The sequence below is a fragment of the Streptomyces sp. R35 genome (genome assembly GCF_041053035.1).
Lineage (GTDB): Bacteria > Actinomycetota > Actinomycetes > Streptomycetales > Streptomycetaceae > Streptomyces > Streptomyces lutosisoli.
The window spans coordinates 882643-908019 of record NZ_CP163440.1 but is presented as its reverse complement, the minus strand read 5'-3'; the positions used below and the strand labels follow the sequence as shown (position 1 = coordinate 908019).

At 70.1% G+C, this 25377-nt stretch carries 24 protein-coding genes and 3 pseudogenes; 12 read left to right on the top strand and 15 right to left on the bottom strand.

Going from position 1 to position 25377, the window contains the following annotated elements:
• Positions 1-15 precede the first annotated feature (15 nt).
• Complete coding sequence (locus tag AB5J50_RS04535; RefSeq protein WP_369255098.1) at positions 16-1323, bottom strand: streptophobe family protein; 1308 nt, start codon at positions 1321-1323, stop codon at positions 16-18.
• Positions 1324-1486: 163 nt separating this feature from the next.
• Between AB5J50_RS04535 and AB5J50_RS04530 the strand changes: the two genes are divergently transcribed.
• A complete protein-coding gene (locus AB5J50_RS04530; RefSeq protein ID WP_369255096.1) occupies positions 1487-2950 on the top strand; it encodes a DUF6777 domain-containing protein in 1464 nt (487 codons plus the stop codon).
• 53 nt (positions 2951-3003) lie between these two features.
• On the opposite strand, the gene AB5J50_RS04525 is transcribed toward AB5J50_RS04530, so the two are convergent.
• Complete coding sequence (locus tag AB5J50_RS04525; protein WP_369255094.1) at positions 3004-4740, bottom strand: multicopper oxidase domain-containing protein; 1737 nt, start codon at positions 4738-4740, stop codon at positions 3004-3006.
• A 54-nt stretch (positions 4741-4794) separates the two neighbouring features.
• Positions 4795-5277: a hypothetical protein gene (locus AB5J50_RS04520; protein ID WP_369255092.1), complete on the bottom strand. Its 483-nt coding sequence runs from the start codon at positions 5275-5277 to the stop codon at positions 4795-4797.
• A 158-nt stretch (positions 5278-5435) separates the two neighbouring features.
• On the opposite strand from AB5J50_RS04520, the gene AB5J50_RS04515 reads away from it, so the two are divergent.
• Together AB5J50_RS04515 and AB5J50_RS04510 are read left to right on the top strand one after the other, a co-directional pair.
• Positions 5436-5957 carry a DinB family protein gene (locus AB5J50_RS04515; RefSeq protein WP_369265306.1) on the top strand — a complete coding sequence of 174 codons (522 nt, stop codon included), beginning with the start codon at positions 5436-5438 and terminating at the stop codon, positions 5955-5957.
• 81 nt (positions 5958-6038) lie between these two features.
• Complete coding sequence (locus AB5J50_RS04510; RefSeq protein WP_369255090.1) at positions 6039-6491, top strand: helix-turn-helix domain-containing protein; 453 nt, start codon at positions 6039-6041, stop codon at positions 6489-6491.
• Between the two features lie 40 nt (positions 6492-6531).
• On the opposite strand, the gene AB5J50_RS04505 is transcribed toward AB5J50_RS04510, so the two are convergent.
• The 4 genes from AB5J50_RS04505 to AB5J50_RS04490 form a co-directional block, all read right to left on the bottom strand.
• Positions 6532-7134 (bottom strand): ClpP family protease, encoded by a 603-nt coding sequence (locus AB5J50_RS04505; protein WP_369255088.1) that lies wholly within the window; start codon positions 7132-7134, stop codon positions 6532-6534.
• A 1-nt stretch (position 7135) separates the two neighbouring features.
• The gene (locus AB5J50_RS04500; protein WP_327426305.1) at positions 7136-7789 is read right to left on the bottom strand and encodes an ATP-dependent Clp protease proteolytic subunit; all 654 of its coding nucleotides are present in this window, start codon (positions 7787-7789) and stop codon (positions 7136-7138) included.
• A 137-nt stretch (positions 7790-7926) separates the two neighbouring features.
• Positions 7927-8364 carry a (2Fe-2S) ferredoxin domain-containing protein gene (locus AB5J50_RS04495; protein WP_369255086.1) on the bottom strand — a complete coding sequence of 146 codons (438 nt, stop codon included), beginning with the start codon at positions 8362-8364 and terminating at the stop codon, positions 7927-7929.
• Between the two features lie 131 nt (positions 8365-8495).
• On the bottom strand, positions 8496-9692 hold the full coding sequence (locus AB5J50_RS04490) for an epoxide hydrolase family protein (protein WP_369255084.1): 1197 nt from the start codon (positions 9690-9692) through the stop codon (positions 8496-8498).
• Positions 9693-9816: 124 nt separating this feature from the next.
• Here AB5J50_RS04490 and AB5J50_RS04485 point away from each other — a divergent pair, with 124 nt between their 5' ends.
• The gene (locus AB5J50_RS04485; protein WP_327426302.1) at positions 9817-10299 is read left to right on the top strand and encodes a VOC family protein; all 483 of its coding nucleotides are present in this window, start codon (positions 9817-9819) and stop codon (positions 10297-10299) included.
• A gap of 123 nt (positions 10300-10422) precedes the next feature.
• Here AB5J50_RS04485 and AB5J50_RS04480 read toward each other — a convergent pair.
• A pseudogene (locus AB5J50_RS04480) lies at positions 10423-11626 on the bottom strand (ABC transporter ATP-binding protein); the annotation flags it as partial.
• A 429-nt stretch (positions 11627-12055) separates the two neighbouring features.
• On the opposite strand from AB5J50_RS04480, the gene AB5J50_RS04475 reads away from it, so the two are divergent.
• A complete protein-coding gene (locus tag AB5J50_RS04475) occupies positions 12056-12517 on the top strand; it encodes a hypothetical protein (protein ID WP_369255082.1) in 462 nt (153 codons plus the stop codon).
• Positions 12518-12662: 145 nt separating this feature from the next.
• On the opposite strand, the gene AB5J50_RS04470 is transcribed toward AB5J50_RS04475, so the two are convergent.
• The 3 genes from AB5J50_RS04470 to AB5J50_RS04460 form a co-directional block, all read right to left on the bottom strand.
• The gene (locus tag AB5J50_RS04470; protein WP_369255080.1) at positions 12663-13415 is read right to left on the bottom strand and encodes a zf-HC2 domain-containing protein; all 753 of its coding nucleotides are present in this window, start codon (positions 13413-13415) and stop codon (positions 12663-12665) included.
• Positions 13405-13992 (bottom strand): RNA polymerase sigma factor, encoded by a 588-nt coding sequence (locus tag AB5J50_RS04465; protein WP_369255078.1) that lies wholly within the window; start codon positions 13990-13992, stop codon positions 13405-13407. Before AB5J50_RS04465 ends, AB5J50_RS04470 begins: the two co-directional genes overlap by 11 nt.
• 192 nt (positions 13993-14184) lie before the next feature.
• Positions 14185-14676 (bottom strand): FBP domain-containing protein, encoded by a 492-nt coding sequence (locus AB5J50_RS04460; RefSeq protein ID WP_369255076.1) that lies wholly within the window; start codon positions 14674-14676, stop codon positions 14185-14187.
• Positions 14677-14747: 71 nt separating this feature from the next.
• On the opposite strand from AB5J50_RS04460, the gene AB5J50_RS04455 reads away from it, so the two are divergent.
• From AB5J50_RS04455 to AB5J50_RS04430, 6 genes and pseudogenes are all read left to right on the top strand, one after another.
• Positions 14748-15317 carry a TetR/AcrR family transcriptional regulator gene (locus tag AB5J50_RS04455; RefSeq protein ID WP_369255074.1) on the top strand — a complete coding sequence of 190 codons (570 nt, stop codon included), beginning with the start codon at positions 14748-14750 and terminating at the stop codon, positions 15315-15317.
• 114 nt (positions 15318-15431) lie between these two features.
• Entirely contained in the window at positions 15432-16607 is a 1176-nt protein-coding gene (locus AB5J50_RS04450; RefSeq protein ID WP_369255072.1) for a GDSL-type esterase/lipase family protein, read from the top strand.
• 156 nt (positions 16608-16763) lie between these two features.
• On the top strand, positions 16764-17216 hold the full coding sequence (locus tag AB5J50_RS04445; RefSeq protein ID WP_369255070.1) for a hypothetical protein: 453 nt from the start codon (positions 16764-16766) through the stop codon (positions 17214-17216).
• Positions 17170-17919: pseudogene (locus AB5J50_RS04440) on the top strand (caspase domain-containing protein); the annotation flags it as partial. The gene AB5J50_RS04445 and the pseudogene AB5J50_RS04440, both read left to right, overlap by 47 nt.
• A gap of 177 nt (positions 17920-18096) precedes the next feature.
• Positions 18097-18912: pseudogene (locus tag AB5J50_RS04435) on the top strand (protein kinase); the annotation flags it as partial.
• Positions 18913-19221: 309 nt separating this feature from the next.
• Positions 19222-19887: a hypothetical protein gene (locus AB5J50_RS04430; protein ID WP_369255068.1), complete on the top strand. Its 666-nt coding sequence runs from the start codon at positions 19222-19224 to the stop codon at positions 19885-19887.
• 59 nt (positions 19888-19946) lie between these two features.
• Here the strand turns inward: AB5J50_RS04430 and AB5J50_RS04425 are convergent, their stop codons facing one another.
• From AB5J50_RS04425 to AB5J50_RS04415, 3 genes are all read right to left on the bottom strand, one after another.
• Positions 19947-20879, bottom strand: a complete 933-nt coding sequence (locus AB5J50_RS04425; protein WP_369255066.1) for an SGNH/GDSL hydrolase family protein — start codon at positions 20877-20879, stop codon at positions 19947-19949.
• Positions 20880-21048: 169 nt separating this feature from the next.
• The gene (locus AB5J50_RS04420; RefSeq protein ID WP_369255064.1) at positions 21049-22755 is read right to left on the bottom strand and encodes an ATP-binding protein; all 1707 of its coding nucleotides are present in this window, start codon (positions 22753-22755) and stop codon (positions 21049-21051) included.
• An 8-nt stretch (positions 22756-22763) separates the two neighbouring features.
• A complete protein-coding gene (locus AB5J50_RS04415; RefSeq protein WP_369255062.1) occupies positions 22764-23438 on the bottom strand; it encodes a response regulator transcription factor in 675 nt (224 codons plus the stop codon).
• A 279-nt stretch (positions 23439-23717) separates the two neighbouring features.
• Between AB5J50_RS04415 and AB5J50_RS04410 the strand changes: the two genes are divergently transcribed.
• A complete protein-coding gene (locus AB5J50_RS04410) occupies positions 23718-24119 on the top strand; it encodes an STAS domain-containing protein (RefSeq protein WP_369255060.1) in 402 nt (133 codons plus the stop codon).
• A 6-nt stretch (positions 24120-24125) separates the two neighbouring features.
• Here AB5J50_RS04410 and AB5J50_RS04405 read toward each other — a convergent pair whose 3' ends face one another.
• A complete protein-coding gene (locus AB5J50_RS04405) occupies positions 24126-25346 on the bottom strand; it encodes a PP2C family protein-serine/threonine phosphatase (RefSeq protein ID WP_369255058.1) in 1221 nt (406 codons plus the stop codon).
• Positions 25347-25377 lie beyond the last annotated feature (31 nt).

The following is a 25377-nucleotide window of genomic DNA, read 5'->3' as shown; positions in this document are numbered from 1 at the left end:
TTGGCTGACGCGATGTCAACGCCGGTCGGGCGCGGCTGTATCGACCTCGCCCTTCCGGTGGACGCCCTTGGCCAGCAGACCGCCGAGGAACCCGGTGACCAGCCCCCACAGCACGGCGAACCCGAGCGCGGTCCACAGTTCGGGCTTCAGGAAGAGTTCCCCCTTCAGGCCGCCGCCGACGTCGCCGATGCCGAGGATCGACAGGCCGTAGTGCGCCGAGATCCGGCCGACCAGACAGATCATCAGCACGGTGAGCGCGAGCGCGACCGCCATGTGCACGGCGTGCTGCCAGGCCCGCATCCGGGCCGGTGAGCGGGCCGCCATCAGGAACGCGGCCGCGAGCAGCAGCACCGCGTCGACGGCCACCAGCCACCACACCCTGCCGTCGTGCTCGGCGAGGGTGTGGAGGTTGAGCGTGGAGACGTCCGGGGTGCGCAGCACTTCGTCGAGCAGATGCGGCATCGGGAGCCCGAAGGGCCCGTCCACGCGCCCGTTCCAGGTGGCGCCCAGCCCGATGGTGAAGGTGAGCCAGACGAGGTTCGGGAGTCCGAGGAGGATCACGGCGAACGTCTCGGAGACGTGCCCACGCGTCGCCGCCACCACCAGTGCGATGACCAGGCCCAGGGCGACGCAGACGAGCAACAGCGCGACCATGGCGTACGCGGCCGGACGCACCGACTCCTGGAAGCGCAGCAGCCGGGCGGGGAGCGGCGCCCCGCGCGAGACCAGCAGGGCGAGGACGAACACGCCCGCCAGCCACAGCACTCCGAAGACCAGCGTCGGTGTCATGTCGGTCTTGAAGCCCACCTTGGGCGTGACACCGAACAGGTCGCCGATGTCGCCGATGGTCCCGTTCCCGAGGGAGACCGTGAAGTTCTGGCGGGCGAAGAACCCGAGCCCGACCAGGGCCAGCACCCACAGAACGGCGATCCGGGCGGCCCACCCGGCCAGTTCGGGGGCGCCGGCGACGGCACGGTGGCGCAGCGGTCGCAGGAATCCGGCCGCGATCACCAGGGCTCCGGCCAGCGTGACCGAGAGCGGAGTCACCGTCAGACCCGCCTGGGTGTCGGCGATGACTCCGGCGTCGCCCGCGAACTCGATGGTGCCGCCGACCGCTGTCACCACCGTGGCCGCGACGACCCGCGGGAACGCGTTGTCGGGGAGATCCGTGGCGCCGGACGCCCACAGCCCGAGTGCGGCGACCACCCCCATGACGATCAGCCCGGCCAGCACCGCCACGACGGCCTGGACCCAGCCGTGGCGGGCGGCCGTCCGCTCACCGCTGCGGGCAACTGCCTGGTCGGACGGTGTCTGGGGGCTCACGCTGCCACGCTAAGCAGCGCCGACGCGGTCCGCCCCTCGGGAGGGCCGACCGCGTCAACTTGCGGGCGGTACGGGACTGGAGCACACAATAGATCTGTTGTGGAAGAAAGCGGCACAAAGTGTTTCAGGTGCCGCAGGATCCCTACGCCTGGAAGAAGAGCTCGTGAGCGTCGAACCGCCGACTTCCGGCCGCCCCACCGGACCGCCTTCGGGCCCGCTGTCGGGTCCGTCGCAGCCGAACCCGTCCGAACCGACCCCGACCCAGCCCATCGAACGTCCGCCCTCGGAACCGCCTAGCGATGCCTCCGGCGGCGGTGACAGCGGAGCGGGCGGTACGGGTGGACCCTCCGGGTCCGGTGGTGGTCCGTCCGGGCCGGGAGAGCCGGGCAATGGCCCCGGGAGCCCCTGGTGGAAGTCGGCGCCCCGCGTCGCGGTCATCACCGGTGTCGTGGCCGCCGCGGTGATCCTGGGGCTCGTCTTCACCAACAGCAACGGCGGCGGCAGCAGCAAGAACACCGGCAGTGAGGTCTTCCTCCAGTCCGCGAGCAAGGCCGGCCCCGACCCGTTCACCGCGTCGTCGGCGACCAACAGTTCCACCGCGTCCGAGACAGCCACGGCGTCGGCGTCGGCCGCGACGGAGTCCGCCCATGTGACGCGCGGCGTGGACGGTTCCGCGCCCGGTCTCTACGCCGGCACCCGCAACGTCTCCAGCTGCAATGTGGAGAAGCAGATCAGCTCGCTCCAGGCGGACCCGGCGAGGAACAAGGCGTTCGCCGCGGTGCACGGCATCCAGCCGTCCGCAGTTCCCGCGTATCTGCGCTCGCTCACCCCCGTGCAGCTGCGTATGGACACCCGCGTCACCAACCACGGCTACCGCAACGGCGCCACCACCAGCTATCAGGCGGTCCTCCAGGCGGGCACCGCCGTCCTCGTCGACGCCCGCGGCGTGCCCCGCCTGCGCTGTGCGTGCGGCAACCCGTTGCTGGGGCCGGTCGCGCAGAAGACCACGCCCAAGCCGACCGGCGACTCGTGGCCGTCGTACCGGACGCAGAACGTCGTGGTCGTCGCGCCCTCGACGACCATCATCAACGTGTTCGTCATCTTCGACCGTGACCACGACGAGTGGATCGCCCGGCACAGGGGCGACACCGGCCACCGCGACCAGCACACGAAGCCGCCGGCGCACCCTCCCACCCCGTCGGTCAGCATCTCGTCTCCGACTCCCAGCTCTCCGTCGCCGTGCGTCTCCAAGCCCAAGGGCTCGCCTGGCACGTGCCCCCCGTCCTCCCCGTCGTCGTCCTCGTCGCCTTCGTCGTCCTCCTCTTCGCCGTCCTCCTCTGCGTCGTCTTCGTCTTCGCCGTCTTCGTCTTCGTCTTCGTCGTCTTCGTCGTCTTCGCCGTCGTCACAGTCCCCGGAGTCGTCATCGGCATCCGAGTCCGCGTCCACGTCGACGTCCACCGAGCCTCCGACGACCGCATCGGAGTCGGCGTCGACCTCCGGCTCCGCGTCCGCCGATCTGACGACACAGTCCTCGTCGGAGTCCTCCTCCGCCGATACCTCCACGACGACGGAATCCTCGCCCTTCAGCGCCCCGGAGTCGTCCGAAGTGGTGTCCCCAGTGCCCTGAGAAGCGGAGTCCGAAGCCTCAGCCGATCCGCGACCGGGGAGCCGGAGCCGTTGTCACTTCCGGTAGCCGAGCACGGTCATCATGCCGGACTCGGAGTGGTACTGGTTGTGGCAGTGGAGCATCCACAGGCCCGGGTTGTCGGCGTTGAATTCGACGACGATCTTGCGGTGCGGCAGTACGTAGGCGGTGTCCTTGCGGGCTCCGACCGCGTCGATACCCCTGAGCGCGAAGGTGTGGCCGTGCAGATGCACGGGATGCCACATGTCGGTGGCGTTGATGAGGGTCAGGCGGACCCGTTCACCCTCCCGGACCGGACGGCGTTCCTCGATGGAGTAGGGCCGGTGGTCGAAGCTCCAGTCGAACTTCCTCATGCTGCCGGTCAGTTTGATGCGCATCTCGCGGTCCGGCTCGCGGTGGCAGAGGGCGACGGATTCGTCCGGGACGAGGCGTCGGGCCGGCACGACCCGGCCGTCGAGCTCCGCCGGATGTACGGCGGGGTGGGGGCGGCCTCCATTGCCGGTACGCAGGACGGCGAGGGCTTGCGCGTTCTTGCCCTCGGCGAGCGCGACCAGCGGGAACACCCCGTCCTTGGCGGTGATCAGCACGTCATAGCGTTCGGCCATGCCGATCAGCAGCGCCTCGGTCTGCTTGTGCTCGACCGGGTAGCCGTCCGTGTGCGTCACCGTCATCTCGTGACCGCCCAGCGCCACCCGGAAGGCAGTGTCGCCCCCGGCGTTGATGATCCGCAGCCGGATGCGGTCGCCGGGGCGGGCCCGGAAGACCGAAGGCGCGTGCGGGAGGCGGCCGTTGACCAGGTAGTACGGGTAGGCGATGTTGCCGCCCTCGCCGTGCAGCATGCGGCTGTGGGAGTTCCGCAGGACGCGGGAAGGGCCGGTGGCCCCGTCGTGATCCGACGCGTCCCCGCCGGCGGACATGTCGTGGCCGGAACCGTCGCCGGGGTCGTACTCACCCATGTCCATGCCCATCGGCGCACCCTTGCCGTGCCGCAACTGCGCGAGCACGCGGTCCGGACTGGAGCCGCCCACGCCGTCCAGCCAGTCGTCCAGAACGACGACCCACTCCTTGTCGTAGGACAACGGCTCCCTGGGGTCCTCGACGATGAGCGGTGCGTACAGGCCGCGGTCCAGCTGGAGTCCCGAGTGCGAATGCAGCCAGTACGTGCCCGGGTGTGACACGGCGAAGCGGTAGCTGAAGTCCGCCCCGGGCTTGATGGAGTACTGGGTCAGGCTCGGGACGCCGTCCATGTCGCAGCGCATACGGACACCGTGCGAGTGCAGCGTCGTCGGCACCGGCAGGTGGTTGGCGAGCCTCAGATCGAGGATGTCGCCGGCGGTGATGCGGACCTCCTTGCCGGGCAGCGCGTCGCCGTACGCCCACGACCTGACAGTCCGCCCGCCGAGGTCGAGGGACGTCTCGGTGGCGGTCAACATGAACGTGCGGAGACGGCCGTGCCCGCGCTCCTGCTCGGCGGCGATGACCTCGGGATCGGACGGGTTCACGTATCCCTTGGGCCCCCTGGGGACAAAGGGGCTGCCGCCATGGTCCTGGCCGGCGGTCCTGGCCCCCGAGTGCGCGCCGGTCCCCGAGTGCGAGCCGTCCCCCGAGTGCGGCCCGGGCCCGGGCCGAGGGCTGGCCCCGGTGCGGGATCCGGCCCCCGAGCGGGAGCCGGCCTCGGAGGGGGACTCGGACCCGGAACAGGCGGCCAGCAGTCCCGAGCCGGCGGCCACGATCGAGGCGCCGAGCAAGGTGCGCCGCGTAGGTGTGTGCATGTATGAATAACACACGTTTTAAGATGATATGTCCGCGAACTGAGGCGGCGCGTCTCACGAATCTCGCGGATCGAACGACAGCCCGTTCTCATCCAGGGCGTTGAAGACCGTGACGCGCCCCTGGGGAAAGACGAAGCTGACGTCCACGGCACCCTGTGCGACGTCCCGACCCGTCCACTCCAGCAGTTCGACGTCCTGCAAGGGCTGGTCGAGCAGGGCCCGCGTCCCGGGGAACGGGTCCCGCTGCCACCGGAGTGCGAAGCCGGGCCACTTCACGGGCCGCTGGGGGTCGATCGAGTTCCAGGTCAGCGACAGGTCGTCGAACTTCCAGTGATTGACCTCGACCTGCTCACCTCCGAAGTCGAACAGAACGGGACAGTCGGCGAACCACTCGTCGTCGTGAAGGTCCCAGACCGCCCAGACACGGGTCAGCGGACGACCGGTGAGGGCGCGCAACCGCTCGCCGTGCGCAGCTTTGACGGCGGACGCGCCGTTCATCCAGCGAGGTCCGTAGCCCGCGATTCCGAAGTCGAACACGCGAAGGATTGTGGCAGGGACGGCAGGAGGACCGGAGGGCGGTGGAAAACCGGTGGCGGATCGTGTGGTGGCGGTCGATGCTCGTGGGCATGGCTGACAGCGTCCGACCGGAGTCCGGTGACAGTCCCGGGATTGAGCGGAGCTTCGGATGGTGGGACATGTTCCTGCATCCGGACCAGGATCCGCGGTCCGACGGGGGGTTCGTGGGGGAGCGGGACACGCTGGTCGGGTTTCTGCGGGACCAGCGGCTGACGATGGAGATGAAGTGCGCCGGGCTCGACGCCGAGGCGATGGCCCGGCGCTCGGTCGAGCCGTCGAACCTGTCGCTGCTCGGGCTCGTGCGGCATCTCGCCGGGGTCGAACAGGCGTGGTTCCGGCGGGTGATGGCCGGACAGGACGTGCCACGGCACTACCGCTCCGACGACGATCCGGGCGGGGACTTCAACGGCGCGCTGCCCGACCCCGAGTCCGTCGCACAGGCCTGGGACACCTGGCGCTCCGAAGTCGCCTTCGCCGAACGGTTCGTGGCCGAGGCCCCCGACCTGGGCGTCACCGGCACGCACGACGACGAGCCCATCGCTCTCCGCGAGGTGCTGGTGCACATGATCGAGGAGTACGCCCGGCACAACGGCCACGCGGACTTCCTGCGCGAGCGGATCGACGGCCGGGTGGGGCAGTAGCACCCCGCCGGGCGCCCCGGATTCACCGAGAGCAGAACGCCGATCCCTTCCCCCACGGCCCAGCGCTTCTAGGCTGAAGGGGTGAGCAACCAAGCGCCGAACAGCAACCAAGCGCCGGACGAAGCCCGCGTCATCCCGCTGCGTCCGCCCGCCGCCCCGGCACGCACGCCGCAGCGGCCCCGGCCGGTCCTCGCCCCACGGCAGGCGCCACCGGCCCCCGCCGGCAGGGAACCGCTGTGGCGCGACGTCGTCGGCGACGTCCTGCGGCACGAGCGCCTCGCCCAGGAGCGCACCCTGAAGGACGTGGCCGACGCGGCCCGGATCTCCATGCCGTACCTCTCCGAGCTGGAGCGCGGCCGCAAGGAGGCTTCCTCCGAAGTCCTCGCGGCCGCCGCCCGCGCCCTGGGCCTCGGCCTCACCGACCTGCTGTCGCTGGCCCAGGGCGAACTCACCCGGCTCGACCGTGCGAGGCCGGGCCGCGCCACCCCGAGGGCCTCGACCTCGCGGTACGACGGCATGTGCCTGGCTGCCTGACCGCCCCGTGGTGGTCCGGCCCTCGGCGCGACCCCGGTTGTCAGACCACCGCGAGCCGCCGGCTCACCACCTCGTCCACGATCCCGTACGCCACCGCCTCCTGTGCGGTGAAGACCTTGTCGCGGTCCATGTCCGCGCGCAGTGTCGCGGTGTCGTGGTGCGTGTGCCGGGAGAGGACCTCCTCGACCTGGGAGCGGATGCGGAGCATCTCCTTGGCCTGAAGAGTGAGGTCCGAGACCGTGCCCTGCCGGCCGCCGCTGGCCGGCTGGCCGAGCAGCACCCGCGCGTGCTCCAGCACGAACCGCCGCCCGGGATCGCCCCCGGCCAGCAGCACCGCCGCCGTCGAGGCCGCCTGCCCGACGCAGAACGTCGAGATCGGCGCCTGCACGAACGTCATCGTGTCGTAGATCGCCATGAGCGAAGTGAAGGAACCACCGGGCGAGTTGATGTAGATCGCGATCTCGCTCTCCGGGTTCGAGGACTCCAGATGGAGGAGTTGTGCGATGACGACGTTCGCGACCCCGTCGTCGATCTCCGTGCCGAGAAAGATGATCCGCTCGGACAACAGCCGGCTGAAGACGTCGTACGACCGCTCGCCCTGCGGGGTCCGCTCGATGACGTTCGGAATCGTGTACGTACCCATGTCAGAGTCCCATCCGTCGCCGTGACGCGGCCGGGCGGACGTCGTCGAGCGACTCCACGACCCGGTCCACCATGCCGTATTCCTTGGCCTGCTCGGCCGTGAACCAGCGGTCGCGGTCGCCGTCCCGGGAGATCGTCTCCTCGCTCTGGCCGGTGTGCTCCGCGGTGATCCGCTCGATGGCCTTCTTCGTGAACTCCAGGTTCTGCGCCTGGATTTCGATGTCGGCGGTCGTGCCACCGATGCCGGCCGACGGCTGGTGCATCATGATCCGCGCGTTCGGCAGTGCGAAACGCTTCCCGTGCGTGCCCACACTGAGCAGGAACTGGCCCATGCTCGCCGCGAATCCCATGGCGAGGGTCGAGACGTCGTTCGGGATCAGCCGCATCGTGTCGTAGATCGCGAGGCCCGCGGTCACCGATCCGCCCGGACTGTTGAGGTACAGGCTGATGTCGGTCCGCGCGTCCTCCGCCGACAGCAGGAGCAGTTGCGCGCAGACCCGGTTCGCGGAGACCTCGTCGACCTGCGTGCCGAGAAAGACGATCCGCTGGGCGAGCAGCTGCGCGGCCAGATGGTCGTCGAAGCGTGACGGAGGGGTGTCGCCCTCCTCGGCCCGTGGCGCACGGGCCGGGTTCCAGCCGGTGATGAGTGGAGTCATCGGTCCTCCTAGTCGTGACGCGGCTGCCGTCGCCGCACGCTCCACTCTCGGCCCGAACACGCCCATGGATCAGCTTTCTCGGCCCGCAGCAGATTCGCTGCGAGCAGAGGTCCACGTCGAGATCTACGGCACCAGCCTCATCGGCGGGTACGGGTACGGGACCGGGCCTCGCTCGGCGGGCGGATGAACTGGAGTTCCAGGGTGACCGGGGGTTCGGCGATGCCCGGTCCTCCGGCGGCCGCCCACCGCAGCACGTCCTCCGTGCAGTCGTCGTCCATGGCGAAGCCGATCCACGTGGGCCGGCCGCCGGCCCGGCGCCCGGCCCCGGACGGCTGCACGACGATGACGTTCGCCTGGTCGCACGGGCCGAGACAGTCCGTCGTCCGCACGACGAAACGGCCCCCGGAGGCGTCGGCACCGGCGCGCAGCCGGTCCAACTGCCAGTCGTGGTCGGTGCCGGGGTACTTGCGCGGGTTGCCGCAGCAGCAGCCCCGGCAGACGACCAGGGTGCAGGGCCGCGAAGCGGCGGCGCCTATCGCGGTCCTGCGAAAGCTCTGGGGCGTAGCGCCGGTCACGGGGATGCGGGTCCTTTCACCTGGGGTGCCGTTCGCCGGAGGACGGAGTTCTCACGGGTGGCGCCGGTGATCACCGTACGAGACGGCTCGCACCCGGTGTTGATCACCCCCTGTGCGAGGAGCCGGCGCCGTCAGCCGGCCTCGCGAAGCTCCCGGAAGAAGGCCCGGACATCGTCGATCAGCAGATCCGGCTCCTCCATGGCGGCGAAGTGACCGCCCCGGTCGAACTCGGTCCAGCGGACGATCTTGTCGGTGCGCTCGGCCAGGTGTCGCAGCGGTACGAAGTTCTCCCGGGGGAAGACGGCGAGAGCGGTCGGCGTGGTCGACCGCTCGGGCGGCAGGCCCCAATAGTCCGCGTGGGCCCGCTCGTAGTAGATACGGGCCGACGAACCGGCCGTGCCCGTCAGCCAGTACAGCATCACATTGGTCAGCAGCAGATCCCGGTCGACGGCGTCCTCGGGGCGGTCCCGCGAGTCCGTCCACTGCTTGAACTTCTCCGCGATCCAGGCGAGTTGGCCGACCGGCGAGTCCGTGAGTCCGTACGCGAGGGTCTGCGGCCGCGTCGACTGGATGTCGGCGTACCCCTGTTCGTCGCGGAGCCATTCCTGGCCCCGCCGCCAGGAGAACAGCGTGCGCTCGCGCTCCGCGGGGCTCAACGCGGCCAGTTCGTCCGGGTCCGGTTCGGCCGTCGCCGAGGACCCGGGGAGCAGATTCAGATGGACGCCGATCATGCGGTCGGGGTACGCCCGGCCCAGCTCGCGCGAGATGCCCCCGCCCCAGTCCCCGCCCTGCGCGCCGAACTGCCGATAGCCGAGACGCTCCATCAGCTCGGCGAAGGCGGCGGCCACCCGCTGGAACTCCCAGCCGGTGTCCCGCGTCGGCCCGGAGAGCCCGAATCCGGGAATGCTCGGTACGACCAGATGAAACGCGTCGGCCGGATCACCACCGTGCGCCCGCGGATCGGTCAACGGGCCGACGACGTCCGTGAATTCGACGATCGAGCCGGGCCAGCCATGCGTAATGATCAGGGGAGTCGCATCCGGTTCCGGAGACCGGATGTGCGCGAAGTGAATCCGCGCGCCGTCGATCTCCGTCGTGAACTGCGGCCATGCGTTCAGCCGCGCCTCGGCCGCACGCCAGTCGTACTCGTGCCGCCAGTACCGTACGAGCCCTTCCAGATAGTCCCGGGGAACTCCGTACGCCCAGCCCACACCCGGCAACGCGTCGGGCCAACGGGTGCGGTCGAGGCGCTGATGGAGATCATCGAGGTCGCTCTGCGGGAAGTCGATGCGGAAGGGGGCCATGCGTGTGCCGTCTGAAGAAGTCATCGCCGCGCATGCTAGCTCCGGCCGCGGAGGGGTGCGTCCGAATATCTTCGCCGTGCCGACGATGAGTTTTCGGACGACGATCAGTCGACAGAAGTGACGACGTTACCCGCCCGAGGAGGTACGCATGCCCGCCGACGGATTCACCACGTGTCTGTGGTTCGACGGCCAGGCCGAAGAGGCCGCGCACTACTACGTCTCGATCTTCAAGAACTCCCGGCTCGGCAGGATCGGCCGCTATACGGAGGCCGGGCCCGGACCCGCCGGTTCCGTGGTCGCCGCCGAGTTCGTGGCCAACGGGCAGAAGTTCGTCGCGCTGAACGGCGGCCCGCAGTTCACGTTCGACGAGGCGATCTCGTTCCAGATCCACTGCGAGGACCAGGAAGAGGTGGACCACTACTGGAACAAGCTCATCGACGACGGCGGCGAAGGGGGCCCGTGCGGCTGGCTCAAGGACAAGTTCGGTCTGTCCTGGCAGGTCGTCCCGAGCAGGCTCATCGACATGATCAGCGACCCGGACCCGGTGAAGGCGGCCCGCACGACCGAGGCGATGATGCAGATGTCCAAGCTGGACATCGCGGCCCTGGAGAAGGTGTACGCGGGGGAGTAGCGGATCCGCAGGGGCCGGCCGCACAGCAAGAGTCGTAACAGCAAGAGTCGTACATGGTGTGCGGCCCGCCCCCATGTCAGGAGCCTCCTGTCCAGCGCGCCTGTCAGTGGCTTCCGGCAAGAATCAGGCGAGCCGGCCGCTGTGCAGCGCCGTGTACGCGCCGCCGCGCCGCAGCAGCTCCTCGTGCGCGCCGATCTCCAGGACGGCCCCGTCCCGCATCACGACGATGCGGTCCGCGCCCCGGATCGTGGACAGCCGGTGCGCCACGACGAACGTGGTGCGCCCGCGCAGCAGCCGGGCCAGTGCCTGCTGGACGAGGGCCTCGGAGTGCGTGTCCAGCGCGGAGGTGGCCTCGTCGAGGACGAGTACCCGGGGATCGCGGATCAGCGCCCGCGCGATGGCGAGGCGCTGCCGCTGCCCCCGGAGAATCGGGCCCCGTGCTCGCCGATCACGGTGTCGAGGCCCTGCGGCAGCCAGTCCACGAACTCCAGCGCGTTGGCGGCGCGCAGTGCCTCGCGCACGGTGGCGTCACCGGCGTCGTCCATGCCGTACGCGACGTTCTCCCGGACCGTGTCGTCGAAGAGGATCGACTCCTGCGGCACCACCGAGACGAAACGCCGGTACGTGCGCAGGTCCAGCGTGTTCATGTCGGTCCCGTCGAGCAGCAACCGGCCCGACGTGGGACGGATGAAGCCGATGACGAGATTGAGCACGGTGGACTTCCCGGCACCCGAGGCGCCGACCAGGGCGATGGTCTCGCCGGGAGCGACGGCCGGTGTGAAGTCCCGTACGGCGGGACTGCCTTCCTCCCGCGCGGGCCCGGCCCCCTCGAAGTGCGTATGTCCTACGCCCTCGAAGACGACGGCACCGCGCAGCGCCTTGACCTCCAGGCCGTGTGCCCGGGTGACCGGGATGAGCCGGGTCATCTCGGTCACCGGCGACGACAGATGCTCGACCTCGTGCCGGAAGTGCTCATTCTGGGAGCGGAGCCGGGTCCGCAGCCGCGCCACGAGCAGGGCAGCGACCGGCACGACGCACAGGAAGACGGGCACGAACTCGGGTGTGCGGACGGCGATCACGACTAGGCCGCCCGTGAGTACGGTGAGCGCGCCGAGCCCATGCGGCGGACACTCCCGTACAGCAGACGCACGTACAGCAGGTGCAGCGGGATGTTGACCAGCAGGATGAACAGAACGGCCCCGGCGCTCAGCCACACCCGGCCGATCGGCTGATGCTGGACGACGGTGTCGATGATGGACGCGGTGATCAGCGGCAGCAGCCACACCGGGCTGTGCTTGACGGTGAAGACGAGGAACGCCGCGGCCAGCTATCGGCGGTCGCCAACCGGCTGACGTGCAAGACGGCTCCGTTCGTGCGGCTCGGCTGATGAGGCGCGTCATCCGTCACCGCTTGGATCAAGTGTCGGAAAGTGCAATCCCCTGAGAGCTGTTTTCCGTATTGACTCACAGGAAGCAACTCCTTCTGATCAACAGCTCGCGATGCCGGGCTCCGCATGGCGATCCAGTGCGGGGTGTCCCTGGGCGTCGCCCAACGCTGGTGCGGCTGCGTAACTGCCTTTTCACCCACGGACGGCAAAGGCACCGGCTACCCGCGCGGCCTGAAAATCTTCAAGATCAAAGCAGTGATCGCCCCGCGATCTGGTTCGTGCTGCGCTGAACCGTGTGGCGAGGACGCGGCCGGATGCCGTCTCCCCCTGGGCCCCTCTGCTCAATGCCCCTGAACACCTGGAGCCACGATGAACTCCACGAATGCTGCCGAAGTCACCTTGAAAGGACTGGGAGTGTGCTGCGCCGTTGGCAATACGGTCCTGCACACGCTCCTGGTCCCTGATCATCTTGAGGAGATGTTCTACATCGGTCTTCTGTTCGCCGTGGGCAGCGCCATCATGCTCGTCGTGGCAGTGGCGCTGGTCATCGTCAAGCGTCCCTTGACCGCTTGGCTGACCGGGACATTCGTCAGCCTCGGCATGATCGTCGGCTTTGTGCTCTCGCGCACCGTCGGCCTGCCGGGCGGCTATTACGAACCCGGCTGGGAGCCGCCGTACGGCCCCCTGTCCTTGCTCGTTGAGGGACTCTTCGTCTTCGCCTTCCTCGCCTGGCTCGGTGACAGGGCCGCGCACGGCGTAGCGCCCAAACTGCCGTACAGGGCGGACCACGAGCCGGTCTCGGTGGGGCCCGGCGTATCAAAACCCCGGTGACGCCGAGCCTGAGGAACATGCACGCGGCCTGGCGGGACCTTCACAAGGCCCGCCACGGCGCCCTCCCAAGGGCCGTCCGTCATGGAACCCGTCATCCGCCCGTCCGCCGGGGCACCCCTCGTCGTTCAGGTCCCCACGTCTTCGTTCAGGTCTCCACGTCCAGCTGGGCTGTCGCGAGCACGGTGCCGTCGGGCGCCGTCACCCGGGCGCCGGAGAGCGTCGAGGGGTCGACGGAGGCGGGGCCACCCCAGGAGCCACGGCCCTCACTCAGGGTGAAAGTGCCGACGGGAACCGTGGTGCCGTCCTTGCGCTCCAGCTGGCAGACGACCTTGCCGTTGGAGGGGGTACCGGCCTGGGCGAGGTCGATGGTCATGTAGACCCAGCCCTCGGGGTCGGCGTGTGCGTAGACCTCACCGACGGGCTTCCCCGGGGCGACGGTTGAGGTCAGGTCTCCGGAGAACAGGTCGTTGCCGGTGTTGGTGGAGGTGGCGGAAGGCCCGGCCACGACGTTCTCGATCGCCGTACCGGCCGCCCAGCCGCCGAACCCGACCGCGACGACGAGCGCGGCGGCGGCGGAGGCGACCCGCAGCCGTACCGGGCCACGGACGCGCTTGCGCGGGACGGCGGACCCGCGGGCGTGCGCACGCCCCTCGTGCACCGGCGCCCCCTGCGTCAGCGCCTGAGCCACCCGGGTCTCGAACCCGACCGGCGGCTCGCTGCCGGGCAGCAGTCCGATGAGCCCGTCGCCCACGAGGGTCAGCTGCTCGATGTACTCCCGGCAGTCCGCACACCCCTCCAGATGGGCGACCGCACCCGCCCGTTCACGGCCGGGCAGCACGCCGAGCGCGAACTCGGCGCCGACCTCCCGCAGCTTCTCGCAGGTCACATCACTTGCCATGGTCGCCTCGGTTCGGAGACGCGAGCGTGGTTCGCAGTTTGCCCATCGCCGTCCTGATGCGCGTCTTGGCGGTGCCCAGCGGGATCTTCTCCCAGTCGGCGATCTGCTGGGCGGTCATGCCGTAGATGCCCGCCATCACCAGGGCGCGGCCCTGCTCGCGCGGCAGCTCCGCCACGGCTGCCCGCAGCTGGGAGGACGCCTCGGCGGCCAGTGCGTGCTGCTCGGGCGTCTCGCCGATGACGCCGAGCATCGCGTCAAGATCCTCGGGCGCCACTGGCTCCGGCCGTCGCGACCGGACGGCGTCGATAGCGAGATTGTGGGCGATGGCCATCAGCCAGGTCCTTACCGATCCGCGGCGCGCGTCGTAGATCTGCGCATAACGCCACGCGCGCTCGAATGTCTGCTGGGCGATGTCTTCGGCGAGCTGTGGATCCCCGATGACGGCGATGGCGACACCGAAGACCGTGTGCTGGAACCTCCGTACGAAGGTGACGGCGAGCTCCGGATCGCCGGTGGCCAGTCCGGACAGCAGAGCCTCGTCCGGGAGCCGGCCCACGGAAACCGGAAATCTCGACATATCCGTATGTACGGTTCGCCCGCGTCTAGGGATTGCCCCACCGCTACGGAATCGGAAGGCCATGTTCCGATTCTCCCTCGGCCGGGCTCCGCGCACCGCGGTGGTTCCTCACGGGTTCCAGGTCTCGTCGTCGCTTGCCGGGCTGCGCGAGCGCATGCTTCGGCCGCACGCGAACCTTGAGGCTGCCTGGGGTCAGGCGGTCACCCTGGCGATGAACGCGGCGAGGTTCGCCACGGTCCGCTGGATCTTCTCGGCCGGCGTGAGCGACTCGTGGATCCGCGAGCCGACGCCCGCGTCCTTCTTGCCCCGCACGTACAGCGAACAGGAGAGGTCGCTGCATATGTAGGCACCCACCGAGTTGCCCTGCTGCCCGGCCCTCCCCGCCTTCGGCGCGACCATCAGGGAGACGCCGCCCGTGTGGGTGGTCATGCAGATCGAGCACATGCTGCGCCGCATCTGCCAGGAGGCGGGGTTGGGGCAGCGCAGCGCGAGGGCCTTCGGTCCGCCGTCCAGCTCGATGACGAGGTAGGCGCGTCCGGGCGCCTGAGGATCTCGCCAGCCGAGATAGTCCAGGTCGTCCCAGGGGTGGTCGTCGAGGTCGCGTGGGACGGACAGGCGCTTCGCCTCGCCCTTGGTGCAGTTCACGAACGCGGTACGGATCTCTTGCTCGGTCAGCGGCTTCATATGGGGCAGGCTAATTTGCCTAAAAGGTTTAGGCAATTGCATAATCGGTTCTGTCGATTGAGGGGAAGGGTATGGCACGTGTAGGACTGACCACGGAACGCCTGACTCGGGCAGGGGCGGATCTGGCTGACGAGGTCGGCTTCGACCAGGTGACCGTCTCGGAGCTCGCCCGGCGGTTCGACGTCAAGGTCGCGAGCCTGTACTCGCATCTGAAGAACTCCCAGGACCTCAAGACCAAGATCGCCCTGCTCGCCCTGGAGGAACTCGCCGACCGGGGCGCCGCCGACCTGGCCGGCCGGGCCGGCAAAGACGCCCTGACCGCTCTCGCGAACGTCTACCGCGACTACGCCCGGGAGCATCCCGGCCGCTATGCCGCGGCTCAGATGAGGCTCGACCCGGAAACGGCGGCCGCCAGCGCGGGTGTCAGACACGCACAGATGACTCGGGCGATCCTGCGCGGCTACGAGCTGACGGAACCGGACCAGACCCACGCGGTCCGGCTGCTGGGCAGCGCCTTCCATGGCTACATCAGCCTGGAGATGGGGGGAGGGTTCAGCCACAGCGCGCCCGACACCCAGGAAACCTGGTCACGGATGCTGGACGCCCTCGACGCCCTGCTGCGGAACTGGCCGGAGCCCTGACCGGGGCCCCGCACCGGCCAGAGTCCGTCGGCCACGCGGCCCAGCGGCGATTCCGAACAGCGTGAACAGGGCGAACGGGAACAGCGCGAACATTTTGATCAAGAGACCGAGGCCATGCACACCGAGCGCGACTGGATCACCACTCCCCTCACCACGGACCTCCTGCGCGGCGCCCTCGACCTGGAGCGCACCGAGCACGGATGGCTGCCGCATCGGCTGCCCGTCCGGGCCCGCAAGCAGATCCCCGACGGGCAGCTCGCCATGGCCGAGTCCCAGCCCTCCGGCGTACGGCTGGTCTTCCGCACCCGGGCGACCGCCCTCGAACTGGACACGCTGCCCACCAAGCGGGTCTACGTCGGTGCCCCGCCCCGCCCGGACGGCGTGTACGACCTGCTCGTCGACGGCCGCCTGGCCGGGCAGGCCTGCGTGAGCGGCGGCAACACGCTGACCATCGACATGGCCACCGGATCCGTCCAGGCCCAGCCCGGCCCGGTCGGCACCCTCCGCTTCGCCGACCTGCCGGACGGCGACAAGGACGTCGAGATCTGGCTGCCGCACAACGAGACCACCGAACTCGTCGCCCTGCGCACCGACGCCCCCATCGAGCCCGTACCGGACCGGGGCCGCAAGGTGTGGCTGCACCACGGCAGTTCGATCAGCCAAGGCTCCGACGCCGCCGGCCCCACCACCACCTGGCCCGCGCTCGCGGCCTCCCTCGCCGGTGTGGAACTGATCAACCTGGGCCTGGGCGGCAGCGCCCTGCTCGACCCGTTCACCGCCCGCGTCCTTCGGGACACGCCCGCCGACCTGATCAGCGTCAAGATCGGCATCAACCTGGTCAACACCGACGTGATGCGTCTGCGCGCCTTCACCCCCGCCGTCCACGGCTTCCTCGACACCATCCGCGAAGGCCACCCCACCACACCGCTGCTGGTCGTCTCGCCCATCCTGTGCCCCATCCACGAAGACACACCCGGCCCGAGCGTCCCGGACTTCACCGCCCTCAGCACCGGACAACTGCGGTTCCGGGCCGCGGGCGATCCGGCGGAGCGCGCCGGCGGGAAACTGACCCTGGGCGTCATCCGCGACGAGCTGGCCCGGATCGTCGAGCAGCGCACGGCCGAGGACCCAAACCTGCACTACCTCGACGGCCGCGATCTCTACGGTCGGGCCGACTCCGTCGAGCTGCCGCTGCCCGACCAGCTCCACCCGGACGCCGCCACCCACCGCCGCATCGGCGAACGGTTCGCCAAGCTGGCCTTCACCGCGGGCGGCGTCTTCGACGAGTGAGTTTCCGGATGTGGGATTCGGCCGGTCGGGGAATCGGGGATCCACACGCTTCCGTGGTGAGCGGCGACCACTCATCCGCCGCGATCGCCGTCCGGAATCCTCTGGTTGACGGCTAAGCTGATCCCGCATCAGCTGCACCGGGGGAAGGGGGGCGCGGTGGGTGGCGACGCAACACGCGTGATGAATCTCGTGCTGGAGGGCAGCGCGGACAGTGACCAGGAGGAACTGGACACACTTACCCGCCAGTTGCGTAAGCGGCTGCTCGAACTGGACATCGACCGCGCCGAGTTGAATCGCTCGGACGCGGCTCCGGACGGCTCCAAACCCGGCGACGTGATCGCCCTCGGGGCTCTCGCGGTGACCATGGCCCCGTTCGCGTTGCGGAGCGTCGTGCGGCTGGTGGAGACGTGGATCGGACACCGGCCCGTTCGTACGGTCAGCATCACGATCGGCGAGGACAGCCTTGAACTGCAGGCGGTCTCACCCGGTGACCAGCGGAAACTGATCGACGCGTTCATCACGCGGCACGGTCCGACGCCACCACCCGCGGGGGAGCCGGTGAGTGGGCCACCACCGGAGTCCGGCGGTGGTACCGCCGAGGGGGCCTGAGGCCGCGGCCGTGTCCGAAAGTCGCTTCGCGCTGCTCATCGCCACAGGCCGTTACGACCATCCCGGCCTGCAACAGCTCCGCTCACCCGTGCGTGATGCCGAAGGCCTCGCCGAGGTGCTCCAGGACCACCGCATCGGCGGCTTCGATGTGCGGACGGTCGTCGACGGTCGCCAGCACGAGGTGAACCGGGCCATCGAGGACTTCTTCCTCGACCGCGGCAGAGATGATCTCCTGCTGCTGCACATCTCGTGCCACGGCATCAAGAACGACGACGGCGAACTGTACTTCGCGGCCCGCGACACCGACCGGAGACTGCTCGGCTCCACGGGCGTTTCAGCCGCCTTTCTGCACACCCAGATGCGCCGCTGCCGCGCCAAGTCGATCGTGCTGCTGCTCGACTGCTGCTACAGCGGCGCCTTCCTTCCCGGCAGCAAGGGCGATACGGCGGTCCACCTCAAAGAGGAACTGGCCGGGCACGGCCGGGCGGTGCTCACAGCGACCAACCGCGCCGAATACGCCTGGGAGGGCAACCAGCTCAGTGAACTGGAACCCGAACCCTCCCGTTTCACGGGCGCGGTGATCGAAGGACTGCGCTCGGGCGAGGCCGACGGCAATCGGGATGGCCTGGTGAGCGTGCACGACCTGTACGACTACGTCTATGAGCGGCTGCGTGCCGACGGGGTCAAGCAGCGGCCGCAGATGTGGGCGGAACTGGAGTACCGGGTCGTGGTCGCGCGCTCACTTCTTGGCGACAGGAGGGAGGAGCGCGAGGAAAGAGAGGCGCCGCCGACGAGACAGCAGACGCAGGCGCCCAGCCCGAAGGCCCAGGGTGAGCGGAGGACTTGGCCCGAAGGACGGCGCCTCGGTGGCCGGTATGAGCTGGGCCAGGTGCTCGGTCGTGGTGGCTTGACGGAGGTCTACCTCGCGCATGACACCCGCCTCGGGCGCACCGTGGCGGTGAAGACGCTGCGAGCCGACCTCGCACGCGACCCGTCGTTCCAGACCCGGTTCCGCGGGGAGGCCCAGACGGCTGCCTCGCTCAACCATCCCGCGATCGTCGCCGTGTACGACACGAGTGAGGAGGACATCGACGGCACCTCCATCCCGTACATCGTGATGCAGTACGTCGACGGGGCCACACTGCACCAGCTGCTGCGTTCGGGCCGCAAGCTGCTGCCCGAACGCGACATGGAGATCACCATCGGCATCCTCCAGGCGCTCGAGTACTCCCACAGAAACGGCATCGTCCACCGCGACATCAAGCCGACCAACGTCATGCTGACGCGCAAAGGCGAGGTCAAGGTCGTGGACTTTGGCATCGCCCGCGGCCTGGGAGACGCCGGCATGACGATGACGCAGCAGGTCGCCGTCATCGGTACGGCCCACTATCTGTCGCCGGAGCAGGCGAAGGGCGAGCAGGTCGACGCTCGCTCGGACCTCTACTCGACGGGTTGTCTCCTTTACGAACTGTTCACGCACCGACCTCCGTTCACCGGGGATTCCCCGATCGCGGTGGCCTATCGGCACGTACGGGAAGAGCCGGTGCGGCCGAGCGTTGTGGACCGGGAGATCACGCCCGAGATGGACGCGATCGTACTGAAGGCGCTGGCCAAGAACCCGGACCACCGCTACCAGACCGCCGACGAGATGCGCGCCGACATCAAGGCGTGCCTCGACGGTCACCCCGTCGGCGCCCCCTTCTCGGCCTACTGGTTCGCGGTACCCGAGCGCCGTCCGCTGATGTCCGAGACCGATGGCCGGCGGATCACCGAACTGGAGCCGGGCAACTGGTATTTGGCGGTGGAAAGGCAAGGGCTGGCCCTGGTCGTACAGACTCAGGACGGGCTTCGAGGACTGCTGACGGACACGTCCGGCCTCGTGCGCGGTTAGGGCAAAGGGAGGGAAGGATCGGCCATGATCGGCGGAGTGAGACAGCGAATACACCTTGACCACGCCGCGGACATGCTGGCCGAACACGCGGCGCGATGGACGTCCGATCACTGCGTGGTCTCTCCCATCCGGTGGCGCCAGGGCAAGGACGGTCTTCCCACCGCGGACCGCGGTGATCTGGCCAGTCCGGACTGCCTGGGAGTGCGCGTGGCCCAAGCCGGCTGGGAGGTCCAGCTCGTGGTGGAGCTGGAGGCCACGGGGTGGGCGCATTTCCACTTCCTGTCGGAGAACGGCGGTGTGCACGAGCGGTGGCGGGCTCGGTCGCTCGACACGTGGAGCACCCTGCTGGACGAGGCGGTGTCGCGCGCCTCCCGTATCCGTCTGACGCACGCCCAGTTGCTGGCCCGCACCTGTACCACCGGATGGCTGGACTGGATCCATGGCGAGCTGTGGCTGCTGCCGACGTGCCTGGTCCGGGTACGCAGTGGGTTGATGGACTCCGTGGCGAACTCCCTGGGCTCCTCGCTGACGGCGCCGAATCCGGGCCACCTCATCGGCTACGACCCCGCGGCCGTCCTGGCCGCGCACCGCACCAACAAGGTCATCCCGTTCGACGCCGTGGCAAGGGCCCATCTGCACGGTGGTCTGACCACGTCGGGCCTGACGGTCTCGATGGTCGACGGCACGCGGCACAAGCTCCTGTGGCTGTCCTCTGAGCCGGCGCGCCGCCTCCTGACGGACCGGTTGCTGCCGGTGTTGGGTGCCCGTCTCATCCAGTGACGGCGCGCCGCCGAACCGATGAATCCGGACGTACTCCTGCTAAGGGGTGCTAAGGGGTGCTAGGGGGACGCCCCGTCGGTGGCCTCGGCGACGACCCGGGTGATCTCGCGCGTGATGCGCATGATCCCGGGGGAGCGGACCGGGCACGGCTTCGGGGTGGTCGTGGTGGGGGCCAGGCAGAAGTGGAGGTAGTCGTCGTCGCGGTGGAGGGCGGTGCGGTCGCGGGTGGCCTGGGTGCAGTATGTGGGGTGGTCGTGCTCGTACGCCGTACAGGGCAGGTACTGGGTCCAGGTGTAGCGGGCGGATGCCGGGCTCACCGTCCGGCCGGCGTCGGCGACGAGGTCGCCGGCGGCGCGGGCGCGCGCCTTGTACAGGGTGTTCACGGTCTGGACCCGGGTGGGGGTGATCGGGTCGGGGCCCTGGAGGACCCACACGATCCTCGGGCGTCGGGCGCCGCCCGCCTGCGCGATCTGGTCGGTCAGCCGTTTCATGTCGGCTTCGTAGCGCTTGAAATATGTGCTCCGCGCCTTGTCGTAGGTGATGCCGTCCATGCAGGGCGTGTAGCCCCACGCGTTGCCCCAGAACTGGAGGACGACGAAGTCCGGTCGCAGGGAACGGACCAGTGCGGCCGCCTTGTCCGCGGTCGGGACGAGGGACTTCTCGCCGGTGCCCTCCAGGTAGTCGCACAGGGTGGTGCCGGAGTACGGGGCGCTCGTGTAGTGGGCGTGCAGCCGGTCCCGGAGCAGCCCGCCGAGCACCTTCTGGTTCTCCATGGCGATCGAGTCCCCGAGATAGAGGACCGTGGGAGCCTTCGCCGGGTCGCTCGGCTCCGGGGACACGGCGGCTCCCTGGTGAGTGGTCGGGGCCGCCGACCCCGAGCCTGCGGGCGCCTCGGGAGCGGGCGGCGCCGCCTCCGGGCCCGAGGCAGGATCCCCGCACGCGCCGAGCAGCAGCGCGGCCAGCAGCACCCCCACGATCCACGGCTTCCGCATACGGCAACTCCCGCCCCGCCCGTCGAAAGGGCTCACCAGGCAAGCACAGACCGGCGAAAGGCGGAAGACACGCGTCGGCCACACGGCGTGTCCGGGGGGACGGAACCTGAGGCGGGCCGCCCCGCCTCAGCCGGTTGGCCCAACTCCCACACCCGCGAAACCAGCGGAGTCACCGCTCGGGGACGGTGCCTTCCAGTAGTTCCAGCAGGTCGGCAAGGGGCAGCGGCTTGGCGAGATGGGCGTCGAACCCGGCCGCCGTCGACTGGCCACGGTCGGAGCCGCGGCTGAATCCGGAGACCGCGATGAGGCGGACCTTTTGGCCGTGCGGGCGGGAGCGCATCGCGCGCGCCACCGCGTAGCCGTCGATGTCGGGCAGCCCCAGGTCGCACAGCACGACGTCGAAGAGGTGGGACTCGGTGGCCGTGAGCGCGTCCGCGCCGGTGTGTACGGCCGTGACGTGGTGCCCCTGCCGCTCCAGCAGGGTGCGGTAGGTGGTGGCGAGGTCCGTGTTGTCCTCGACGATCAGGACGGCCAACTGCCGTGGCGCGGGCCGGGTGGACGGTGCGCGGCGCGGCTCCGGGACGCCGGAGGCGGCGAGGGGGAGCAGCGCGGTGAACGAGGCGCCGGTTCCCGGTCCGTCGCTGTGCGCGGTGATCCGGCCGCCGTGGAGTTCGACGATCGTCCGGGCCACCGCCAGCCCGAGACCGAGGCCCTCGGGGGTGTTCGGGCCGGCGGGGGCCGCCCGCATGAAGACTCCGAACAATTCCTCGGCCTGACCCGGTGCGAAGCCGATCCCGTCGTCCTCGACGGTCAGCCGCACCTGCCCGTACGGGGCCCGCGCCGTGGCCGCCGCCTTCGCCGGCGACAGCCGTACCCGCGTACGGCCGCCCGGCATCGTGTACTTGAGCGCGTTGGACAGCAGATTGGTCAGCACCTGGGCCAGTCGCAGCCGGTCCCCGTCGACCAGCACCGGGTCGGCGGGCAGGTCGACGTCGAGGGCGCGGTCCTCGTGGCCGAACAGGCCGCGGATGTCGGCGCAGGCGCCGTGCACGACGGAGCACAGGTCCGTCCGCTCGCGCACCAGCTCCAGGCGGCCGGTCACGGCCCGTGTCCCGTCGAGCAGGTCGTTGCTCATCCGCACCAGCGTGCCGAGCTGCCGTTCCAGCACCGGCAGCGCCGGATGGCCGTCCGGCAGGTCGAGCGCGAGTAGTTCGGTGGCCGCGGTGGCGGCGGCGAGAGGATTGCGCAGCTCGTGCGAGAGGGTGGCGATGAACCGGTCCTTGGCCTGCTGCTCCTCCTTCAACGTCCGCCCCGCCGCGTCGAGTTCGGCGTTGACGCGGCTGAGCTGCTCATTGACCTCACGGATCTCCCGGGCACGGACGAACAGGTCGATCTCCATGCCCTCGGCGCGCATCTGCGCCTCGGCGACGGCACGCTCCTGCTCGCGCCCGACCCGGCGCAGATGGACGAAGTCGGTGACGTCCTCGACGCGGTGGATGATGTGGGTCACCCGGCCGTCACCGTCCACCACCGGTGTGTTGACCGGGCTCCAGTACCGCTCGGCGAACGCGCCCTCGTCACCGGTGGGGATGTCGTAGCGCTGCAACGGCATGGTGTCCGTACGCCCGGTGTCCACCACGGTCCGCAGCGAACGGCGCAGGTTCGCCACGCCGTCGGCCGACGGGTCGTCCGGGTTGTCGGGGAACACGTCGAAGATCGGGCGCCCGACGATGCTCCGCCCCGTGCGGGTGGCCGTCAGATACGCACGGTTGACCTCCACGATCGTGAAGTCGGGCGCCAGCACGAGCAGCGGGGAGAGCGCCGCGTCGAACAGGCTCCGGAAATCCGGGGCGGGATGCGGGGTGCTCGTGGACATGGCGGCCCTCAGGGGTCGAGTCGGTAACCGAAGCCGCGCACCGTGGTGATACGTGGCGCGGGCGTGGGGAGCCCGGAGAGCTTGCCGCGCAGCCGGTAGACATGCTCGACGACGGTCGCGGGCTGCTGCCAGGACGCTCCCCAGATCTGCTCCAGCAACTGCTCGGCGGAGAAGACCCGGCCGGGGGAGCGGGCCAGCAGCTCCAACAGGGCGTACTCCTTGGGCCGCAGCGTCAGCGGGATGCCCGCGACGGCGGCCTGATGGCCCGCCGTGTCGACCCGCAGCGCCCCGACCTCCAGGACGACCGGCGCGTCGGGCGGTTGGGACCGGCGCAGCACGGCACGGATGCGAGCCACCAACTCCCGTTGTGAGAAGGGCTTGACCAGATAGTCGTCGGCGCCGATCTCCAGGCCCGCCACCCGGTCCGCCTCCCCGCCGCGCCCGGAGACGACGATCACCGGCAGGCGGCTGCTGGAGCGCAGGGCCCGCAGCAGTTCAAGGCCACTGCCGTCCGGCAGCCCCAGATCGAGGACGGCCAGAGCGATGCCGCCGTCGTACAGGGCGGACTTGCCGGCCCGGGCGTCGATCGCCCACGTGACGGTGAACCCCGCCCGCTCCAGATACGCACGGCACATCAGTGCGAAGTCGGGATCGTCTTCGATCAGCGCGAGGTGAGGACGCATCCCGCACCACCCGGCCCAGCTGCCGCCGCCCCCAGGTTGTTGCGCTGGTGAGCGGGCGTTGATGCCCCGACCATGTGGCGAAGGTAGAACAGAAACGGCCCACGGTTCAAGGGGGAGCCGCACGGGGGGAGTTCCGGCGCGGGTTCGTGCGGTGCGGGGATGGATCGCCGCCGCACGAACCCGCGCCGGGACGCGCCGGCTGCCCCCCCGGTGCCACGTGATCCGGCCGCGTACGCCCCGACAGGCCCGCGCGCCGCCCACAGAACGGATCGGGACAGCTTGAGCGAGCACGCCCTGGAGCGGATCAACGGTGTCTCCTGGCCACCGCCCAGCGACCACGCCCACCTCTACGCGGGAGCCGGTCTGCTGCTCGTCGAACTGCGCGGCGACATCGACCTGGCCGCCGTCCCGCACATACGCCCGTGGCTGGACTCGGTGGCGGCCCTGCCCGCCCGGTTGTACGTCGTGGACCTGCGCCGCACGTCCTTCGTCGACGACACCGGCCTGGGCATGGTGCTGCGCTTCCGCGAACGGGTCACCGATGCCGACGCGGACTTCGGTCTGCTCTGCGCGCGGCGCGTCCACCGGCTGCTGCGCGCGCACGGCAGCCTGGACATGCTCAGCCCCGCGGCCACCCTGGACGAAGTCCTCGCCCGGCGGAGGCGGGGATGCGTCCGCTGACCGACGTCATGGCGGGTGCCGGCGGCGGATGCGGGCGACCAGTACCGCCACGTCGTCCTCCGCGTGGCGGGCGTCGAGCTTGAGGAGGACCTCGTCGAGCAGCTCGTCGACGGCCGCCCCGGGCGGCATCCGGAGCCCGGCCAGCCGGGCGAGCGATGCGTCGATGTCCTCCCCGCGGCGCTCCACCAGACCGTCGGTGAACATCACCAGGGTGTCGTCGGGCGCGAGTGAACGGGTGGCCGGCTCATAGCCGCCGACGCCGGTGCCCAGCGGGGGACCGACCGGCAGATTCAGCAGCTCGCCGGTGCCGTCCCCGGCGAACACCACCGGCGGCAGGTGCCCGGCCCCGGCGAGCACCGCCGTGCCGCGGGCCGGGTCGACCTGGACGAGCAGACAGGTAGCCGGACGCCGGGTGCCGTCCTCGGCAACCGCGGCGTCCAGGCGACGCAGCACCCGGTGCGGCGGCAGATCCGTGGAGGCGACATAGCGCAGCATCGAGCGGTACGCGTTCATGTCCACCGCCGCCTCCAGCCCGTGCCCCATGACATCGCCCACGACCAGCAGGGTGCGCCCGAAGTGCAGCCGTACGGTCTCGAACCAGTCCCCGCCCACCAGGGTGCTGTTCCCGGCCGGGAGATAGCGGGTGGCCAGATCGAGGTTGGGATGCGGCCGCCCGGGCTCGGTCAGTAGCGCCCGCTGAAGGTCGAGAACCGAGCTGCGGACGGCGTTGTGCTCGCGGGAATGGCCGAGGTGGACGGCGGCCAGGCGTGCCGCGTAATGCGTGCCGGTGGTCTCCGCGTCGGTGAACGCCGGCCCTCGCCGGACGGTCAGCAGCACCCCGTACAGACGGCCGTGCGCGAGCAGCGGCACGGTCATGACCTGCCGCGGGACCCGGCCGGACAGGTCGAGCGAGGCGGTGATCGGGTGTCCTTCGTCCAGCACCTGCACGGCCAGGGGACGCGCACCGCGCTCCGGGGTCAGCAGTTCGGTGTGGCCCGCCGTGGCGGCCCGCGAGAGGCCGGGGTCGGGCGTCTGCCGGGTGGCCGGGGCGTCCGCGGGCAGCAGATCCACCGCCGCGGCGTCGCAGAAGTGCCGGCACACGAACGCCGCGAGCTCGGTACACGTGGTCTGCTCGTCCAAGGTGGTGCCGATCGACTCGACGGCGTCCTCCATGGCGCCGGACGGCGTCCGGTCACCCGCAGGGTCTGCACCGCCTCGGCCCGCCATGCCACCTCCACCGCCGCACACGCCTGGGTCC